Genomic DNA, 18,218 nt, shown 5'->3' on the forward strand with positions numbered 1-18,218 from the left:
TCGCGGCTGGGAAAACGCGATGTCCGCCTTCGCGGACGAGTGTTTCGCGATCGTCTGCGCTGTTGAAGCCCCGCGCAGTTTGCGGGGCTTTCCGCGGTGGTTGCGGCGAGTTCACTCGCTCCCGCCGAGTCGCGGCGCGGAAAGGCGTGGAGCCGGAGCGCCGGCCGCCGGGCGAATGAATTCGCGGCTGGGAAAACGCGATATCCGCCTTCGCGGACGAGTGTTTCGCGATCATCTGCGCTGTTGAAGCCCCGCGCAGTCTGGCGGGGCTTTCCGTCGTTTTGCGGCGAATTCACAGGGCAATGTGCGGTGTGAATGCGGCGGCACCGGGCTTGCCCCGCGGCGCGGGGTTCAGTATCCGGATTCCGGCAACGATCGAGAGGCTCAATTGGAGATCGAGGTACTTCCGGGGCGGCGTTCCCCCCTGGGCGCAACGTGGGACGGCGAGGGGGTGAACTTCGCGGTGTTCAGCGAGAACGCCACGGACGTGGAGGTGTGCCTGTTCGACGCGGACAACCCCACCGTGGAGACGGCGCGGGCGCGGCTGCGCGAGGTGACGGCGCACGTGTGGCACGGCTATGTCCCCGGGCTGCAGCCGGGCCAGCTGTACGGCTACCGGCTGAACGGGCCGTACCAGCCGGCGCAGGGGCTGCGCTTCAACCCGTTCAAGCTGATGCTGGACCCGTACGCGCGCGCCGTGGCCGGCAAGGTGGACTGGAGCCAGCCCGTCTTCGCGTATCCGCTGGGCGGGCCGGCCGAAGACCTGGACATGGATGAGCGCGACAGCGCCGCGGGGATGCCCAAGGGCGTGGTCATCGACGGCACCTACGACTGGGAAGGCGACCGGCCGCTGCGCACGCCCTGGCACCGCACGGTGATCTACGAAGCGCACGTCAAGGGGCTCACCGCCCGGCACCCCGACGTGCCGCCGGAGCTGCGCGGCACCTACGCCGGCGTGGCGCACCCCGCCATCATCCAGCACCTGCAGTCCATCGGCGTGACGGCGCTGGAGCTGCTGCCGGTGCACGACTTCGTGGACGACAACCGCCTGCTGGAAATGGGGCTGAAGAACTACTGGGGATACAACACCCTCAACTTCTTCAGCCCCGACGCGCGCTACAGCGGCAGCGGCGACCGGGGCGGCCAGGTGCGCGAGTTTCGCGACATGGTGAAGGCGCTGCACCGGGCGGGGATCGAGGTGATCCTGGACGTGGTCTACAACCACACGGCCGAGGGCAACCACCTGGGGCCGTCGCTCTCGCTGAAGGGAATCGACAACCCCACCTACTACCGGCTGGTGGATGACGATCCCCGGTTCTACATGGACCATACGGGAACGGGGCACTCGCTGGATACGCGCCACCCCCAGGTGCTGAAGCTGGTGAACGACTCCCTGCGCTACTGGGTGCAGGAGATGCACGTGGACGGATTCCGCTTCGACCTGGCGGCCACGCTGGCGCGCGAGGAGCACGGGATGTCGCGGCTGTCGTCGTTCTTCGACGTCATTCACCAGGACCCGGTGCTCAGCGAGGTAAAGCTGATCGCCGAGCCGTGGGACATCGGCGAGTACCAGGTGGGCAACTTTCCCGTGCTGTGGACGGAGTGGAACGGCAAGTACCGCGACGACGTGCGCAGCTACTGGCGGGGCGACCCGGGGACGGTGAACGAGCTGGCCTACCGCCTTACCGGCAGCAGCGACCTGTACGGCGACGACGGGCGCAAGGCGTACGCGAGCATCAACTTCGTCACCGCGCACGACGGGTTCACGCTGAACGACCTGGCCACGTACAACGAAAAGCACAACGAGGCCAACGGCGAGAACAACAACGACGGCGAGTCGCACAACCGCTCGCACAACTTCGGCGTCGAAGGGCCCAGCGACGATCCCGGCATCACCTACCAGCGCGAGAAGCAGCGGCGCAACCTGCTGGCGACGCTGCTGCTTTCGCAGGGCGTGCCCATGGTCCTGGGCGGCGACGAGATGGGGCGCACGCAGCAGGGCAACAACAACGCGTACTGCCAGGACAACGAGATCTCGTGGTTCGATTGGGAGCTGGACGAGAGCCGCCAGGACCTGCTGGAGTTCACCCGTCAGGTGGCGGCGCTGCGCCGCGAGCACCCCATCTTCCGGCGCCGCAAGTTCTTTCAGGGGCAGAAGATCCGCGGATCGGAGCTGGAGGACATCCGCTGGGTGCGCCCCGACGGGGAGGAGATGGACGACGACGATTGGGAGACGAACTTCGTCCGCAGCTTCGGGATGCTGCTGGGCGGTGACGCCATGATGGAGTGGGACGACCACGGCAACCGCGTCTACGACGACACCTTCCTGCTGCTGTTCAACGGGGCGGACGACGCGGTGACGTTCACCCTCCCCGCCACGCCGCGCCCGGCGCACTGGGAGGCGGTGCTGGACACGGCGAAGCGCGCGTCGGAGCAGGAGGGCGGCATGCACGCGCCGGGCGCCGCGGTGGAGCTCGCCGGCCGCTCCATGCTGGTGCTGCGGCGCGTGGCGCAGGACGGCGAACGGCCGGAGGTGACGGGCGAATCGGCGGGCGCGGACAAGACGACGGCCGAGTCGTACTGAAGGGCAAACAGCGTCGCGCTTCGCGCGGACCCCTCACCCCCGGCCCCTCTCCCGCAAACTGCGCGGGAGAGGGGTGACGCGCCTGGACATCCCACGATGTTATTCCGAGGGAGCGCCGCACTTAACCTTCCGCGTGCGCCAAACCATTGCGCGACCGAGGAATCCAGCGTCGGCATCCTCGTAACTTGTCGCAACGCTTCAGGCCCGCGGCCACGAGTCCGCGCAGGCGGACTTTGCGCCTTTCCAGCGGCGAATTCATTCGCTCATGGAGGCGGGCTGCGCGCATCTACCGAGGAATCGCGCCGCAGGCAGGCCTTCCCTCGAGGATCCATGCTGGCGGGCGCTCCTTCTCTCGCGGATCAATGATGGAAGACGCGCATCCTCCTCGCGGAACACGACGCGCGCGAATCCTCCCCAACAACGCACGGACCGGATACGAAACACCCTCTCCACGATGTCGCGGAAGAGGGTGTTTCACATCAACGAGGCGATTGAGAGGTTTCTTCCTCAGCCTCAGTGCCGCGCGCGCTTGCGCTTGTGGCCGCCCTTCCGGCCTCCTCCACCGCCGCCACGTCCTCCGCCGCCGTCACGGCCTCCACGCCCCCCGCCGCGTCCGCCTTCGCCGCGTCCGCCTTCGCCGCGGGTGCCGCCGCGCGCGCCGCCCTTGCGCTGTCCGCTGCGGCGTCCGCGTCCGCCTTCGCCGCGCGGGGGGCGGCCTTCTTCCTGGTCGCGGGCGCGGTTGCGCGTGGCGGACGAGGTGTCGCGCACCAGCACGCGCGCCTCGGCCAGCGTCTCGGCGCGCACCGCCTCGTGCTTGCCGCGCGTGACCGTCCAGTGCAGCGGGCGGTCCAGCTCCGGCAGTTCGCCCTCGTCCACCTCGTTGAGCGTCTTGGCGGGGATGCGCGCCCGCACCACCGCCGTGTCGCCCTCCAGCACGTAGTCCAGCGGATACTGCCGGTCGCCGATCCAGATGGTGTCCGGCAGCGCCATCCACCGCGCCCGCTCGTCCGCCGGCACCAGCTCGTCCGGGTCCACGCGCAGCGGCGTCTCCATGAACTCGGCGTACGAGCGGATCTCCGCCAGCTTGCCCAGCAGGTGGTCCTTCAGGACCTTTTCATCCACCGGCGCCGTCGTCCCGGCGGAGCGGCGGAACACCTCGCGCAACTCCCGCAGCGTCTCGCGCACGCCGGGGATGTCGGGGTGGTACGCTTGGCCGGACGCCACCGCTTCGGCCAGCACGCGGCGGCACTCGTCCTCCATCCCCTCCGGAAAGCGGTTGATCCCCTCGTCCTCCGCCTCCAGCACGAAGCCGTGGAACTCCTTGGTGCGCCGCAGCCGCAGCGGCGCGCGGCGGTGCGCGGAATCGTACACGACCTCCGCCTCGCCGGGCCGGGAATACTCCCAGACCATCTCGTCGGGGATGCTGGTGCCGCTGATGGAGCCGCGCGCGCGCCCCATCTTGTCGGCGAAGTAGACGATCTCGCCCGCGACGGCGCCCCAGTTGTGGGCCACGCTGGTCTTGCTGACGCTGACGTGCTCGCCCCAGCTGGTCTCTTCGTCGATCACCAGGCTGAACGGCATCACCCGCGCGACCAGGGCGCGCCACTCGCGGTCCAGCTTGCCGTTCAGCCGCGGCAGGTGGGCCGGCAGCTCCAGCCCCAGCCCGCGGTAGATTGAGGCGATGGCAAGGGCGGCGTCCTCGATGGAGCGCATCATCACCCCGCGCGCCTCGCACCACGTTTCCAGCGCCTCGGCGTCGAACACGTGGCGCGGCAGGCCGTACACGCTCCCCAGGCGGCCCGTGGTCTGCAGCGCGTCCTGGTAGATGTTGTACGAGGTAAGGTTGTCGCTTCCCTTGACCACGTACTGGCCGATGTCGTTGTCCTGCTGGCGCAGCATGCGGTGCAGCGACTCGATGGACGCGCACACCGCCACGATGGGCACCAGGTGCGCATCGGCCTGCACCAGCAGCTCGCCCCAGGCGCGGTCCACCGGCAGCACTTCGACTTCCCGCCCGTACCGCGTCAGCCGGCCGTTGGCGATGATGCCGCGCGTGGTCAGCAGGTCCACCGAGCGGCGGTAGGCGATGCGATCCAGCGGCACGGGGAGGTCCAGCTCGTCGGCGCGGACGCCCATGTCGGCGCAGGTCATGGCCACGCGCTCGGGATCGCCCGCCAGCTGAAAGTGCGGCTCGGTGGGCTTCAGCGCGCCGAACTCGATGTCGCGCTCGGAAAGGATCCACACCTCGCCCCCGGCCACGCGGCCGTGCACGCGCCCCGCCATCTGCAGGATCTCGTTCGATCCCAGCGGCATGCGCGTGAGCACGCTCTTGCCCTTTTTGACCAGCGTGGTGAACTGCGCGTCCTCGATCACCACCGTGTCCAGCCCGCGGATGTTCAGCGCGCTCTGCCCCGCGGCCGTCATCGACAGCACGAACGGGTGCGGCGCGCCGTCCTCTTCCAGGAACGGGCGCAGCTTGGCCACCGGCTCGCCGCCGTGGTAGAACTCCGTCAGCACGTCGCGGTACCGCTCGTCCACCGCCTTGGCCACCTGCTCCGTCCCCGCGCGGGTGGGGACGAACACCGCCACGCCGCGCTTTTCCTTCTGCACGTGGCGCATGAAGCGCTCGGCCAGGAACGACACGGGGTCGGTGGTGTTGCTGACGCGCACCGTGGCCGCCTTGTCGGGATCGAACGCGGACGATTCGATGACGGCGGCGCTGTCCAGGTACTGCCGGTAGAACGAGGGATCGACGGTGGCGCTGAGCCAGATGAAGCGGCAGCCGGCGCGCTTGGCCAGCGCCAGGCACAGCTCCAGCTCGGCGCTGGTCTGGTGGATCTCGTCGACGATGACCACGTCCGACGCGTCGATCATGTCGTCCTGCAGCCACCGCCGCGCGATGCCCGTGGTGACGATGACCACGTTCCAGGTGGGCGTCTCGGGCGTGGCCTCGCGCTCGCGGTTCACGACGCCCACGCGCAGTTCCTGCGTACCCAGGATCTCCTGCGCGATGGGCCGGATCGCCAGCGTCTTGCCGGTGCCCGTGCCCGCCATGATGCCGAAGCCGCGGCCCGCCCGCGCCAGCTCGCGGATCTCTTCGCCGTGCTCGCGCTGGATGACGGTTTCCACGCCGGTAAGCTGCACGCCCAGCTCGATGGTCTCGCACGCCGCGCGCGTGGGGGCGATGACGACCACGCGCCCCTCGGGCGGGCGGCCGGGATAGCGTTCGCTGGGAGGTGTGCTGGGTACCTCGACCATGCGGCTCCGTTTCTGTGCTGGTGTGGCGTGTGGGCCCGGTTTCTCACGGCAGCAAACCGCCCGCCGCGCAATCTACGCGGCGGGCGGAAGGGCAGGAAGCAGGCCAAGGACTGAGGTGCTGCTGGCCAAGTAGAACTACATCTTGCCTATGATAAGGCTCTTGCGCTCAGATGGTCTCGGAGTCGGCACGACAACTCCCGGGCAGAGTTGGACGGCTTCGACGACGTCCGCACCGTTCATGGGGCTTAGTTCTGGATTAGCGCGACACGGCCGTTTCTGAAGGTCACCCAGGAGCTGTATCCGTAGAACCACGTTTCAGTTCTTCCGCTCGCGGTCGTTGTAGTTGAAACACGCGACGGCTCACCCCAAGACTCACGTACCATTGCTGGAGTCCACCCAATAGCGATCCGCTCCGCAATGATCATCTCCACCGTGGCCGAATTGTATCGGCCGAGAAGGCGCTGGCGGCGTTCGCGCCCGGCTCGCGCCTGCGCTGCCGCGGCCTCGCGCACTTCCTGCTGGCGCGTCCGTTCGGCGTTCTCTCTTGCGAGGCGCACAGAGTCCCGCTGGACAGCATCAATGCTGTCCCACTGACTGCCGGAGCGGACTGCCAAGTCGGGGACGCGGCGCATCAGTGCCGTGTACGTCCCGTCTGCGTCGCGGGCGCGAGCGAGGGTGTGTTCCGCATTCGCCCAGCTTGACCGGAGGATCATCCAGAACCCGTCCCGCTCGAGTAGCACCTCCGTAATTGGTCCAAAGCGCAAGCAACTGATCTCGTGGACTCGCACGGCCAGCGTGTCCGGTCGTGTGGGGGGGCGGATCGGAGTGACAGCGGGGAAAGGGTTTATGCCTTGGAAAACGACCCTCCAGATCTGGTCTGCGGGAGAAAATCGAGGCGCCACGAGCCAAAGCGAATCAGGGAACTCCTCAGCGACGCTGTCCGGGCAGATGATGGACGAATTGCGCGGGAATGTGGCCGACCCTACGGCTGCTCGTGGCTCCCCGACGCGTAAAAGCGCGGCCCACCCGCCGGGTTGTTGGCCGTGTGCAGGCCCACTGGCGATGGAGAGCCATGCCGTTCCGACGAGTACAACAAGGAGGATGCGAGATGTCATAGCCTGCTGAGTCGTCTTTGTTTTCCGGCGCGCCCCATTCCTATCCGCATCGGAAACCGTGAAGAGTGCACAGTGTGGCGCTTCGTTCTTCAGCCGGTGAGCTGCACGCCCAGCTCCATGGTCTCGCACGCCGCGCGGGTGGGGGCGATGACGACCACGCGCCCCGCGGGCGGGCGGCCGGGATAGCGTTCGCTGGGAGGTGTGCTGGGTACCTCGACCATGCGGCTCCGTTTCTGTGCTGGTGTGGCGTGTGGGACCCGGATGTGCGGACAACAAACCGCCCGCCGCGCAATCTACGCGGCGGGCGGAAGGGCAGGAAGCCAGGCCAAGAAAGGACGGCCTAGGAAGTTCTGGCTCACGGACGCGTGGCGTCCGGATTGGCTCCGAGTACCACCCACGATAACAAACTCGCAAGAATCTAGGTCGAGTGCTCCTCAAAAGAGTGGTAATTTTTCTGCCGCTTGGCCTTTTGATTCCGACCGAATTTAGTCTTGTCTATCCGATTTTGTAGGAAAGCCACAAGGCGTTCGAACGCATTCTGGTTGATGAACTGCCACTTGCACCCAAACTCACGACCAATCGCGTTATAGATCGCCATGTACTTGAAGTCACCCGTCTTTTCTCTATCAGCCTTCTGAAATTTTTGATACCGCTTGATTAGATAATCCACATACGCTGACATAGCGACATTCTGGCCAACGGAACCCTCAGGTGAGGAAATCATGACCTTCGGTTGCTTCGCAGATTTGAGAGTAAGGGAGTTTGCCTGGATAGCCCCAGGACTAGCAATCGCGATCTGTCCCGCATTGTTGTGAATGCGAACAGAGACGAGATTTTCGAGTAGCGATTTCGCAATTCGCTCCGTGTTGGGGCTAATGCTATCGACCGACCCTTGCTCGTGCTGTCTCTTAAACTGCTGGAGCAATGCCGGTGGATACAGGTCAGGTTCAGAATCAACAATCGTGTGATGCCTGCTGCACAAGAGAATGAGATTGTTGAATCCATGACGTTCCACTTCGCTCTGTAGTAGATCGAATCTGGGCCCCTGTGGACTGCCTCCATGTATATGGCATATCTCTCCAGTTACAGTCCCTGAGTCTTCCACCAGCGGCAGATCGCACCCGGGAAACGCACACTGGTTGCCCGATTGCGCGAAGAGTCGCTTGATAACAGGTAAGCTAGGCATGGCCATGGTGTGATCTGAACAAAAAGACAGACGAGTTGTCAAAGATGGATCTCTCATCCCCGTCCCGCATTCCTCTTCTGCGCCAAATCATTCGACGACAATGATCGGGGGATCCGAGGTGATGCGCTCATAAAGGGCTTGAATCTCACGCTGGTACCAACGACCATACTCCTCCGCGCGATCCGGAACGTACGTGTCAACGTATAATTTAAATAGCTTGAGAGTCATTCCAAGAGCTAGACTCATCAGCTGCTGCGCCTCGGCAGGATTTCGGAGACCAATCAGCTCAACTCCAGTAGGCCCGACGGTAACGTGCCCTCCGAACAAATCTGTCCCGTGAACCATCCCAGACCACTGCCGGTAGCACACCTCATAAAAATTTGTAAATCCAGTCTGAGCAGCTACTTGTTCGATCGTCGCCGGACCGCCAAAGAAGCTGTGCCATGACGGGTTTTTCTTACCAGCAGCACGAAGTCGTTGGTATTCGGCTTCGACCTCTTTATAGAGTGGCTTGTTCAACACAGACAATAGTGCTTGACGTCCCCCAAGTAGATCATGTCCATCAGGAAGATCCAGGCCAATTCTCTTCGCGAAGTCACTACCCTGCGGCAGGTCCTTGTCGAGTTTTTCTAGGACTTTATACCTATGGTGAATGTACCACGCCATAAAACTGAGTGCACGGCGATCCGTATCCGCCTGCAACATGTATGTTACGCCTAAGAGCACCTCCAGAAATGCCCGCAACAGCACCTTGCAAGGTTCAACGCTTGACTGGCGAATGAGGATCGAAACAGCGTCCAGAAGTTCAAGCGCATGACGCAGCGACAGAATGAGTGGGGCAACCTCGTCCGTTCTGCCCTTGACCGCATTGTTGCACCAGCTAAAGATGTGGGTACCTAAATTCACGATCTCGTCAAGCAAGTCTCCGAAACGATCTAAGATCGAAGCAAGCTCAGGGTTCTCGCCTCGAATGCGTCGCGGTAGGATTTCCGAAACGGCCTGCGTCGGCATTTCAATATCCCCGTTGCTCCATGTGTCGACGGAAGGGCAGCGGTTGCCGTGGAACGTCCGAGTTCAAATCACTTCCTCGGCCACAAAGTGAAATACAGACCGATGACGGAAGCAACACCTGCAAGAAACGCGAAGAGAACAAACGTCCAGTGCTCCTTAATTACCTCCCCAAGGGCGGCTGGAGAAACGCCGTACTTGTGGTACCATCGTGAATTAGTCTTCAGCGTACCATCCGCCGCGCGCTCTAGAATACTGGCTAGAACGTCAGCCTTCCGCAGTGTAGACTGGTGAAGGCGCACGTAGTCGCCTGAATCAAATGCATCTGCCTCCTCTTTACCCGGGAGGAAATTCAGTGTGGTGATCTTGTTCTTCTCAAGCAGGGACTCTAGTCGGGGATGTCCAATGTACTGGACTCCGTAACGTCCCACTAACAACCGGGATAGATCATACTTCCGAGAATCGTCGATAGACAAAGGATCGCCGCCAAGTACTCGGTACCGATGCTCAATCGCCAAAAATCCATAGTTGATGTCACGCATATTCCAGTGTACCCACTTGTAGCCTTGGTGGGTACGGACGAATTCGAAGTACTCGTCCAGCATAGCGCGCTCAAGACGATCATATTCCTGTGTGATCGCGCTCGAAGGCGTGCGTGACAGTTCAGCGACCTTGTGAATGGAGAAAGATTCGGTTTGTCCGTTCCCCATATTCCGAACCGCAATCGATGTCACTCTCGGAGTGCGCCCATCCTCACGATCGTAAAAACTTTCGCACGAATAGTGGATAATCAAGACATTATTCTGCTGTTCCATAAGCGACTCGAGAGTTTTCTTCGCCTCGCGTACGCGTCGGATCTTTGAAGTTGCGGGACCCACTGTAGCTCCGTTGGTCGGTGACTCTCAGCAGTGCGCTGCAAGAGCGTCTACTTGTTTGTAAGTTCCTCCTCAAGCCTCAACAACTCTCGCGCTCGCTCCCCTGCCAAGCGCGCCACGACTACTTCCCATCCTTGGGGTGGGCGGCGGTATGAGGGCGATGCCCTGTCCATCCGCGCCTGACGTATCAGCCCGTAGGAAGCGCCCAAGTCCCGGGCGACATCCGCAAGGCTCACGCCCTTCGTTAGCCTGTCCGTAGCCTCGACGAAATCCATTGTTCCGCTAACATCAGTGTTGACAGAACGGCTGCCGCTAACTACATTGTTAGCAGCAGGGAGAAAAAAAAGCAAGGTTGGCCGCTCCTCCGCCAAGAAGACACGGCCAGCCTCACACACGGAACGACCCGAAGGCCGCCCGCTCGCCAAAGCTACCCCTGCTGCGCGGCCAGGGTCAAGAGGATTGGAGATCGCCATGCGCACACCCCGCACATCCGCAGGCTCCGCTCCCACCCTCCACGCGCGGAAGGAGGCTCGCGCATGATGCTGACCAGCCATGCCGGCGTCCCCGCCTCGCCCATGCGGCTGCTGGAGATGCTGACGGACCGCTTCGGCATCTTCGAGGCGCTGGCACACTCCACCATCAAGCTCAACCGCTACACCAGCGCCGACGAGCTCTCGATGGACCCGCAGGTCGCCGAAGCCGTGCTGGAGTTTGCCGACGACCTGCGCACCGCCCGCGCCGCCTCCGGCGCCTGGGCCGAAACCAAGGGCTTGGTCCACCACCGGGAGTCGGCGGACAGCGAGGATGCCGCCTGAGAGCGAGCAGGGGGCGAGGAAGCAAACAGCCGCGGGCCAGAGTTGGCCGCGGCTGTCGTGTTTCCCCCCCGTGATCGCGTGTGCCTAGCCGCCTGCCGTCGCTTCGCGCGCGAGGTCGTGCGTCGGCTGAGCTTGATCAGCGCCTGCCCAAGAGCAGCAGCCGCCGACGAGATAGACCGCGACTGGCGTCGGTTGACTCGTCTTAGGGGAAGTAGCGGTAGATGTCCTTGCGCGGAAGAACGCGGACGAAAGTGACCACTTCATCACCGAGAAGTAATCCGATGCGGTGGTCACCCACACGGATTCGGTAGTACGCTCCGCCGCCACTCAATTTCTTCAGGTGGGGCACAGAACGCAGATCCGGCGCGGCTTCGACGACGAGGATGGCGTCGCGGACCTGCTCCCGGATGGCGTCATCCGAGAGCTTCCGCACGTCGCGAAGAAAGGAGTTGAGGAAGGTGGTCTTCACGTGCCTGCTTCAAGGGCGCGAAAGACCTCGTCCCGCGAAACCACTTCGCTGGGTTCACCCTCCTGGATCGCGCGTACGAGCGCCACGTCTTCCATCACTTCGGCGAGGACGTCGCGCAAAAGGTCGGAACGCTCTTCCAGCACCTCGATGAGCGCCGCCTTGAGCACATCCTTCAACTGCGTTTCACTGAGCGATGCTGCAACCATGCTTGCTCCCTTGGGATCGAGCGCGGGTAATGTAGCGCACGAAACATCGCCAGATCCGGCGATACGAGCAAGGCGAATCGCACCACTGGTTGTACGTGTGCGACTCCGCGTACCGAAGGAGGCTCGCGTATGATGCTGGCGACCCATGCCGGCGTCCCCGCCTCGCCCATGCGGCTGCTGGAGATGCTGACGGACCGCTTCGGCGTCTTCGAGGCGCTGGCACACTCCACCATCAAGCTCAACCGCTGCACCGGCGCCGATGAACTCGCGATGGACCCGCAGGTCGCCGAAGCCGTGCTGGAGTTTGCCGACGACCTGCGCACCGCCCGCGCCGCCTCCAGCGCCTGGGCCGAGATAAAGGGTTTGGTCCAGCACTGATATGAGAACCCGCAGACAGCAAAGATGCCGCCTGAACCGCGGGCAGGGAGTTGAGGAATCAAACAGCCGCGGGCCAGAGCTGGCCGCGACTGTCGTGATCACACGGGCGAGCGTGTAGATGATCGGGCGTGCCTGCTTATAACCTAGCAAGCACCGGCCGGGCAGGTTCCACCACACGAGAAGTACAATGTGTAGCATTCTTCACCGCACCACGTGTCGCCGGGCCGCGAACGGAAGTTCGCCTCCACCGTACCCCTCTCGTCGGGAACGTTCGCCGTCGGGAACGACTCCACCTCGATACGGTCCAGGTTCAGCCGGATCTTCGTCATGGGTTCTCCTGTGGAAGTCAGTGCGTCGCCGCACGGTAATCCGCCGATCTCACGCACAATAATTCTAAAAGCGCGATCCCGAAAGGAATTCATGCATCGTAGTCTGGATGTGTGTGAACGCACGCGCGCTCCGCCTTCCGATCTCATAGAGGGCCCGACTGCCCGTCTGCTCCCTGCTGTGCGCGGCCAAGGTCAACAGGGCTGGAGATCGCCATGCATGCACCCCGCACATCCCAGGCTCCGCTCCCACCCTCCGCCCGCGGAAGGAGGCTCGCGCATGATGCCGACGAGCCATGCCGGCGTCCCCGCCCCGCCCATGCGGCTGCTGGAGATGCTGACGGACCGCTTCGGCGTCTTCGAGGCGCTGGCCCACTCCACCATCAAGCTCAACCGCTGCACCAGCGCCGACGAGCTCTCGATGGATCCGCAGGTCGCCGAAGCCGTGCTGGAGTTTGCCGACGACCTGCGCACCGCCCGCGCCGCCTCCGGCGCCTGGGCCGAGACAAAGGGCCTGGTCCAGCACTGGAAACTCGCGGACAGCGAGGATGACGCCTGAGAGCGAGCCGGGAGCCAAAGATCAAACAGCCGCGGGCCAGAGTTGGCTGCGGCTGTCGTGTTTACAGGCGAGCGCGTGTGCCTGATCGTCTACCGCTGCGGCGCGCGTGCGAGGTGGTGCGCCGGCTAAGCCGGGTGCTGGCGTGAGGCGAGAACGGCAACCGCGGATGGGATGGTCGCGACTGCCGTTCCTCTTTCTTCACGCCGAACCGATCAGCAGGCGTAGCGGGGAATGCTGCAGTCCCCGCACGTGTCCTCAAAGCAGGTCATGCACCAAGTGTCACCCGGGTGTGACGCTATATGTGCATCGACACCGCCCTCCGTGTTGGCGCCCCTGGACGTTGCAAACGACTCCACTGTGATAGCGTCGATATCCAGACGAATCTTCTTCATGGCGATTCTCCCTGTGGAAGTCACTGCGCCTCGGCGGCAACCCGCTGAGTCACAAAATAGGGTAACCTATAACGAGCGCAACCGAAAGGGATTTCTATAGCAGAGGCTGGATGCTCCGAAAACCGCACGCCGCTCCCACCCTCCACGCACGGAAGGAGGCTCGCGCATGATGCTTACGAGCCATGCCGGCGTCCCCGCTTCGCCCATGCGGCTGCTGGAGATGCTGGCGGACCGCTTCGGCGTTTTCGAGGCGCTGGCCCACTCCACCATCAAGCTCAACCGCTGCACCAGCGCCGACGAGCTCTCGATGGACCCGCAGGTCGCCGAAGCCGTGCTGGAGTTTGCCGAGGACCTGCGCACCGCCCGCGCCGCCTCCGGCGCTTGGGCAGAGACCAACGACCTAGCCCACTATTGGGAGCCGGCGGACAGCGAGGATGACACCTGAGCGCGGGCAGGGAGCAGAGGAAGAACAGCCGCGGACCAGAGTGGCCGCGGCTGTAGTGTCACACAAACAGCGGTGAGTTGCATATCCAACTCGATCGTCTCACACGCCGCACTCACTCAGTCTGCAGGAGTTCCTCGGGATTTTGACCCTGCCAGTAGGCCTTATTGACCATATACCAATTCGCATGGGCTGATAGGCCGTCGAGGTCGGGAAACAAGGTTTCACGGTTTAGCCCGTAATGGGACAGCTCGAAAAGTAATTCACGCCGATATTCCGCACGAATAATGATCTTCTCCAACTGGTGATCCTTGCCAAGGTGTTCATCCAGAGCGGCGGAGGGGGGACCGTGTACTGTAAACAACCCGCCTTGTCTCGTGATTCTCTGGGCGATCCCCCGGGGGCGAAACCGAACCACGCCCTTAGTATTGAAAGGCTTTGTTTTACTCGGGTCAGTTGTGTGTGCATTATAGTATGCATATACGACTGCATCGCACTCCTGATCTGGCTCAACAGCAAAATAGGTCGCTACAAGCGGATTGTAGGACCAATCCAACAGGCGAGTTGCCAATCCATGATGCTGCGCTAGTGCTAGCCAGTCCCAATCGCTCGACAATGGTGTGTTCACATGCTCAATAGCACGGCGCTTCCACGCCTCAAAGAAACGTTCATCGTTTGATGCTGAATACGGCTCACGCCCAGCTTTGGGTTTCAACTCCCATTCAGAACTACTATGCCCCCGAAACCACCAGATGTTGTTCTTTCGGTAGCGGGAAAATGCGTTGTGTAGCTCAGTAAACGAGGAAATAGGGATCTCTAGCATATCACGGATCCGCAGAGAATGCTCTCAAGCAAGGAAATCCACCGCCCACGACGCACATTGCTTTTCATCTCGCAGACGCTGGTAAAACAAGGCTGGCCGCTCCTCCGCCAAGAAAGCACGGCCAGCCTCACACACGGACGACCAGAAGGCCGCCTGCTCGCCAAAGCTACCCCTGCTGCGCGGCCAGGGTCAAGAGGATTGGAGATCGCCATGCACGCAACCCGCACATCCGCAGGCTCCGCTCCCACCCTCCACGCGCGGAAGGAGGCTCGCGCATGATGCCGACGAGCCATGCCGGCCTCCCCGCCTCGCCCATGCGGCTGCTGGAGATGCTGACGGACCGCTTCGGCGTCTTCGAGGCGCTGGGCCACTCCACCATCAAGCTCAACCGCTGCACCAGCGCCGACGAGCTCTCGGATGACCCGCAGGTCGCCGAAGCCGTGCTGGAGTTTGCCGACGACCTGCGCACCGCCCGCGCCGCCTCCGGCGCCTGGGCCGAAGGCAAGGGCTTGGTCCAGCACTGGGAACTCGCGGACAGCGAGGACGACGCCTGAGAGCGAGCAGGGACCCCAAGAATAAAACAGCCGCGGGCCAGAGTTGGCTGCGGCTGTCGTGTTTACATCCTGATGCGCGGCTGAGCTTGGCCGCAGTTGCCGCTCTTATGCGGCTTGCGGCGCGAAGACAGCGACCTCCTCTTCCAGACGCGCACCCAACCGGTCCCGCTCCACCTCCAGATCATAGCGCGACTGCAGGTTGAGCCAGAACTGCTCGCTGGTCCCGAAATAGCGCGCCAGCCGCAGCGCCGTATCCGCCGTGATCGCGCGCTTGCCGTGGACGATCTCGTTGATGCGGCGCGGAGGAACGCTGAGGTCCTGCGCGAGCCGATACTGCGACAGGCCGAGCGGAACCAGGAAGTCCTCCATCAGGACCTCGCCCGGATGGATGGGCGCCATCTTGGCGTTTGTTGGCATGGCTGGTTCTCCCCGCGATTCAGTGATAATCGACAATCTCCACCTCGTACGCGTCTCCATCGTCCCACCGGAAGCAAACGCGCCACTGGTCATTGACGCGAATGCTGTGCTGGCCCTTTCGGTCGCGCTTCAGCGCCTCCAGACGGTTTCCCGGCGGGATGCGCAAATCGTCCAGGCGGTCGGCCGCGTCGAGTTGAAGAAGCTTACGCAGCATCACCCGGTGAAGCTCGGGCGGAAATCGCCGACCGGGCGTGCGGGCGAAGAGACGCTCTGTCTCACGGTCAGCAAAACTCCGGATCATGACCAACCATAACGCAACGCGTTATTAAACTCAAGTGCGTGGGATGCCGCTGGTGTGAGGTGCATAACGCACGGGCGAACTGGTGCTCCTGACCTGTCCACCGCCGCGGCGCGCGCGAGGTGGTGCGCCGGCTGAGCCTTGCCATGGGCGGGAGAGTGAACGCAGGGACGGCGGGAATGGAAAGCGCGACACTGCGTCTCCCCCGTTGGCTAAAGATCCAGGCGCATCGCGCAGCGCCGGGCGCTCGCCGGCATGCGCCTGCGCTCGTCGGCCAGCTTGGTGGCCAAGCCGGGCGACAACTCGGCTTCATCCAGGACACGGAAGCCGAGTCGCTCATACAGCGGGCGGTTCCACTCGATTATCTCGTCCGTCGTCAGGGTGACTCCCCGGTGCGTGACCGCCCGGGCGTGGGCGGTGGCCGCCTCGATCAGCCGGCGGCCGAGCCCACGACCCTGATCGTCGCGGCGAACCGACATCTCGCGAATGTACAGGGCATCATCAAGCGGACAGGCGAGCAGAAAGCCGGCGGGGGTACCGGCATCGTCGTCAGCGATCCAGAGTTCGCCGCGCGCGAGCGCCGTCCTGAACTCATCGAGGCCGGTCGGCGGTGCCTCGGCCGCCCAGTCCATGTGGGTGCCCCGAAAGCGTTCGCCAGCGGAACGCTCGATTGCCGCGACGTGCGACAGGTCCTCGGCTCTCGCGCGCCTGACTCCCATCAACTCGGCAGCGTCGTCGCGGGGTCGCGAATGGCAAGCGCCTGCGCATCGGCAACCGTGTTCGCGCGATTTTCCCCGCAGGCGATCACACCGGGGAGGTCCGGCACCTCAGCGATCCAGCGGCCGTCCGCTTCACGCTCGGCCTCAATGTTGACATGCATCAGCGGATCTCTCCGATACTTCGTCTGGGTGACTTCACGACCCCGAAAGCATCGTAAGAAGCGGCCGTGGGAGCAAGGCTATCAAGTGAAGCGCCGCTGCTGGAAGGTGCGCGACGCCGTGGGCGCGGATCGCTCGGGAAAGAGCTCACCAATCGAACAACTCCTCTTTTGCACGACCATTTCCGGATGTAACTTTCACTGAAACGCTCGCCGAATCGCTTACCATGAGCGGAGATGCCGATAATGAAGTGCAAGGCCGTACGCGCCGCCATCCTGGGATTCCTGCTGACCCTGGCCGCCGGGGTGCCGCTCGGCGCGCAGGCGGGCGTGGAGCCGGGGCTGGACTGGACGCGCGTCACGGAGCGCGACCTGAACGTTGCGTCCGTGTTCCTGACGGCGCGCGACCGGGGGCCGCGCGCGGCGCTGGACAGCCTGGAGCGGCTCGCCGCGCAGGACCCATGGATCCGCGCCAAGGGGCACCCGCTAGCGCACGCCATCGGCCGGTACACCATGGAGCAGCGAAAGGACCTGGGCGTGATCGGGGAGTGCACGCCGCGGTTCCAGTCGGGGTGCTTTCACGGCGTGCTGGAAGGATACTTTCTGCAGGGCGGAACCATCGACCGCGCGTCGGTGGGGAGCATCTGTGCGGGGCAGGTCCGCGGCTTCGAGCGGATGGAGTGCTGGCACGGCCTGGGACACGGCCTGATGGTGCACCACGCGGGCGACTTCCGACAGGCCCTCACCCTCTGCGATGCGCTGCAGGCGGACCAGCCCCGGCGCGAGTGCCAGGACGGCATCTTCATGGAGCGCGCCATCCGCGCCATCGGGGCAGAATCCATCAACGTGGGCGACGGGCCGGGCATCGGCGGCCACGCGCACGGGGCGGAGGGGCACGAGGGCCACGCCACCGCGCGCAGCCTGGCCGCGGGCGCGCGGGAGGGGGCCGCCGCGCGGGTCATGGCCAAGGTGGCCGCCCGCACGGAGCGCCAGCAGCTGTGCAGCGGGGTGGATTCGGGCCACCAGCGCTCGTGCTGGGCGTACCAGTCGATGGTGCTGATGTCGCTGAACTGGCCCCACTACCCCCGCGCGCTCCGCGGCTGCGACGCGGCACCCGCCCAGGCTGTGCGCGACTGCTACCAGGGGTTCGGAAAGCAGATGCTGGGCGTGAGCAGCGGCGACGTGCCACGCATGCTGGAGGCGTGCCGGCAGGGCGACCCCGCCCACGCCACGGACTGCCTGATGGGGGGCGTGGAGTACTTCACGGACCTGGACTGGCGCATCGAGCCGGGCATCGCCTTCTGCCGCCAGGTGCCGGGCGAGGCCAAGGCGCGCTGCTACGAGATGATCGGCGCGCGGCTCACGCTGGCCCACACGGATCCGGAGCCGGTGCGCGCCGCCTGCCGGCGGGTGGAGCCCGCCTACGTCCGCGCCTGCCTGGCCGGCGCGGGGATGCGGGAAAGCTGATACAGATCCGCAAAACCAAACATCGAGGGGTACAGAGGAACAGAGCACAACCAGAGGAACAGAGAACAGAAACGGGAACGATCTCTCTGTTCCTCTCTGTTCCTCTCTGTTCCTCTGTACTCCAACCGTTTTTCAGGATTGGCATGAGCGCCGGCCGTAGAATGGGTGC

20 protein-coding genes are annotated in these 18,218 nt (G+C 64.0%); 7 read left to right on the forward strand and 13 right to left on the reverse strand.

Annotation, left to right across the window (positions count from 1 at the left end; translation table 11 throughout):
• The first annotated feature begins 388 nt into the window (after nucleotides 1-388).
• Complete coding sequence (glgX, locus tag VGC13_RS29400) at nucleotides 389-2,584, forward strand: glycogen debranching protein GlgX (RefSeq protein ID WP_331128906.1); 2,196 nt, start codon at nucleotides 389-391, stop codon at nucleotides 2,582-2,584.
• Nucleotides 2,585-3,097: 513 nt separating this feature from the next.
• Here the strand turns inward: glgX and VGC13_RS29405 are convergent.
• The 5 genes from VGC13_RS29405 to VGC13_RS29425 all read right to left on the reverse strand — a co-directional run bounded on the left by VGC13_RS29405 (nucleotide 3,098) and on the right by VGC13_RS29425 (nucleotide 9,966).
• Nucleotides 3,098-5,842, reverse strand: a complete 2,745-nt coding sequence (locus VGC13_RS29405; protein WP_331128907.1) for a hypothetical protein — start codon at nucleotides 5,840-5,842, stop codon at nucleotides 3,098-3,100.
• 1,204 nt (nucleotides 5,843-7,046) lie between these two features.
• Nucleotides 7,047-7,178, reverse strand: a complete 132-nt coding sequence (locus tag VGC13_RS29410) for a hypothetical protein (protein ID WP_331128908.1) — start codon at nucleotides 7,176-7,178, stop codon at nucleotides 7,047-7,049.
• Between the two features lie 197 nt (nucleotides 7,179-7,375).
• Nucleotides 7,376-8,149 (reverse strand): HNH endonuclease signature motif containing protein, encoded by a 774-nt coding sequence (locus VGC13_RS29415; RefSeq protein ID WP_331128909.1) that lies wholly within the window; start codon nucleotides 8,147-8,149, stop codon nucleotides 7,376-7,378.
• A gap of 81 nt (nucleotides 8,150-8,230) precedes the next feature.
• A complete protein-coding gene (locus VGC13_RS29420) occupies nucleotides 8,231-9,154 on the reverse strand; it encodes a DUF5677 domain-containing protein (protein WP_331128910.1) in 924 nt (307 codons plus the stop codon).
• Nucleotides 9,155-9,222: 68 nt separating this feature from the next.
• A complete protein-coding gene (locus tag VGC13_RS29425) occupies nucleotides 9,223-9,966 on the reverse strand; it encodes a hypothetical protein (RefSeq protein ID WP_331128911.1) in 744 nt (247 codons plus the stop codon).
• Between the two features lie 596 nt (nucleotides 9,967-10,562).
• Between VGC13_RS29425 and VGC13_RS29430 the strand changes: the two genes are divergently transcribed.
• Nucleotides 10,563-10,841, forward strand: a complete 279-nt coding sequence (locus tag VGC13_RS29430) for a hypothetical protein (RefSeq protein ID WP_331128912.1) — start codon at nucleotides 10,563-10,565, stop codon at nucleotides 10,839-10,841.
• 202 nt (nucleotides 10,842-11,043) lie between these two features.
• On the opposite strand, the gene VGC13_RS29435 is transcribed toward VGC13_RS29430, so the two are convergent.
• Nucleotides 11,044-11,310, reverse strand: coding sequence for a type II toxin-antitoxin system RelE family toxin (locus VGC13_RS29435; protein WP_331128913.1), 267 nt, complete (start codon nucleotides 11,308-11,310; stop codon nucleotides 11,044-11,046).
• Nucleotides 11,307-11,516 (reverse strand): hypothetical protein, encoded by a 210-nt coding sequence (locus VGC13_RS29440; RefSeq protein ID WP_331128914.1) that lies wholly within the window; start codon nucleotides 11,514-11,516, stop codon nucleotides 11,307-11,309. The genes VGC13_RS29435 and VGC13_RS29440 overlap by 4 nt, the downstream gene beginning before the upstream one ends.
• A gap of 132 nt (nucleotides 11,517-11,648) precedes the next feature.
• On the opposite strand from VGC13_RS29440, the gene VGC13_RS29445 reads away from it, so the two are divergent.
• Nucleotides 11,649-11,894 carry a hypothetical protein gene (locus VGC13_RS29445; RefSeq protein WP_331128915.1) on the forward strand — a complete coding sequence of 82 codons (246 nt, stop codon included), beginning with the start codon at nucleotides 11,649-11,651 and terminating at the stop codon, nucleotides 11,892-11,894.
• 143 nt (nucleotides 11,895-12,037) lie between these two features.
• Here the strand turns inward: VGC13_RS29445 and VGC13_RS29450 are convergent, their stop codons facing one another.
• Complete coding sequence (locus VGC13_RS29450) at nucleotides 12,038-12,223, reverse strand: hypothetical protein (RefSeq protein ID WP_331128916.1); 186 nt, start codon at nucleotides 12,221-12,223, stop codon at nucleotides 12,038-12,040.
• A 277-nt stretch (nucleotides 12,224-12,500) separates the two neighbouring features.
• On the opposite strand from VGC13_RS29450, the gene VGC13_RS29455 reads away from it, so the two are divergent.
• Nucleotides 12,501-12,779, forward strand: a complete 279-nt coding sequence (locus VGC13_RS29455; RefSeq protein ID WP_331128917.1) for a hypothetical protein — start codon at nucleotides 12,501-12,503, stop codon at nucleotides 12,777-12,779.
• 558 nt (nucleotides 12,780-13,337) lie between these two features.
• Nucleotides 13,338-13,616 (forward strand): hypothetical protein, encoded by a 279-nt coding sequence (locus VGC13_RS29460; RefSeq protein ID WP_331128918.1) that lies wholly within the window; start codon nucleotides 13,338-13,340, stop codon nucleotides 13,614-13,616.
• A 112-nt stretch (nucleotides 13,617-13,728) separates the two neighbouring features.
• Here the strand turns inward: VGC13_RS29460 and VGC13_RS29465 are convergent, their stop codons facing one another.
• Nucleotides 13,729-14,436 carry an FRG domain-containing protein gene (locus tag VGC13_RS29465; protein ID WP_331128919.1) on the reverse strand — a complete coding sequence of 236 codons (708 nt, stop codon included), beginning with the start codon at nucleotides 14,434-14,436 and terminating at the stop codon, nucleotides 13,729-13,731.
• Between the two features lie 275 nt (nucleotides 14,437-14,711).
• Here VGC13_RS29465 and VGC13_RS29470 point away from each other — a divergent pair, with 275 nt between their 5' ends.
• Nucleotides 14,712-14,990 carry a hypothetical protein gene (locus VGC13_RS29470; protein WP_331128920.1) on the forward strand — a complete coding sequence of 93 codons (279 nt, stop codon included), beginning with the start codon at nucleotides 14,712-14,714 and terminating at the stop codon, nucleotides 14,988-14,990.
• A gap of 105 nt (nucleotides 14,991-15,095) precedes the next feature.
• On the opposite strand, the gene VGC13_RS29475 is transcribed toward VGC13_RS29470, so the two are convergent.
• The 4 genes from VGC13_RS29475 to VGC13_RS29490 form a co-directional block, all read right to left on the reverse strand.
• Nucleotides 15,096-15,407: a HigA family addiction module antitoxin gene (locus tag VGC13_RS29475; RefSeq protein WP_331128921.1), complete on the reverse strand. Its 312-nt coding sequence runs from the start codon at nucleotides 15,405-15,407 to the stop codon at nucleotides 15,096-15,098.
• 19 nt (nucleotides 15,408-15,426) lie between these two features.
• Nucleotides 15,427-15,708, reverse strand: a complete 282-nt coding sequence (locus VGC13_RS29480) for a type II toxin-antitoxin system RelE/ParE family toxin (protein WP_331128922.1) — start codon at nucleotides 15,706-15,708, stop codon at nucleotides 15,427-15,429.
• Between the two features lie 209 nt (nucleotides 15,709-15,917).
• Nucleotides 15,918-16,424, reverse strand: a complete 507-nt coding sequence (locus VGC13_RS29485; RefSeq protein WP_331128923.1) for a GNAT family N-acetyltransferase — start codon at nucleotides 16,422-16,424, stop codon at nucleotides 15,918-15,920.
• Entirely contained in the window at nucleotides 16,424-16,585 is a 162-nt protein-coding gene (locus VGC13_RS29490) for a hypothetical protein (RefSeq protein WP_331128924.1), read from the reverse strand. The genes VGC13_RS29485 and VGC13_RS29490 overlap by 1 nt, the downstream gene beginning before the upstream one ends.
• Nucleotides 16,586-16,828: 243 nt before the next feature.
• Here VGC13_RS29490 and VGC13_RS29495 point away from each other — a divergent pair, with 243 nt between their 5' ends.
• A complete protein-coding gene (locus tag VGC13_RS29495; protein WP_331128925.1) occupies nucleotides 16,829-18,049 on the forward strand; it encodes a hypothetical protein in 1,221 nt (406 codons plus the stop codon).
• Nucleotides 18,050-18,218 lie beyond the last annotated feature (169 nt).

The sequence above is a fragment of the Longimicrobium sp. genome (assembly GCF_036399255.1).
In the GTDB taxonomy this organism is placed as follows: Bacteria; Gemmatimonadota; Gemmatimonadetes; order Longimicrobiales; family Longimicrobiaceae; genus Longimicrobium.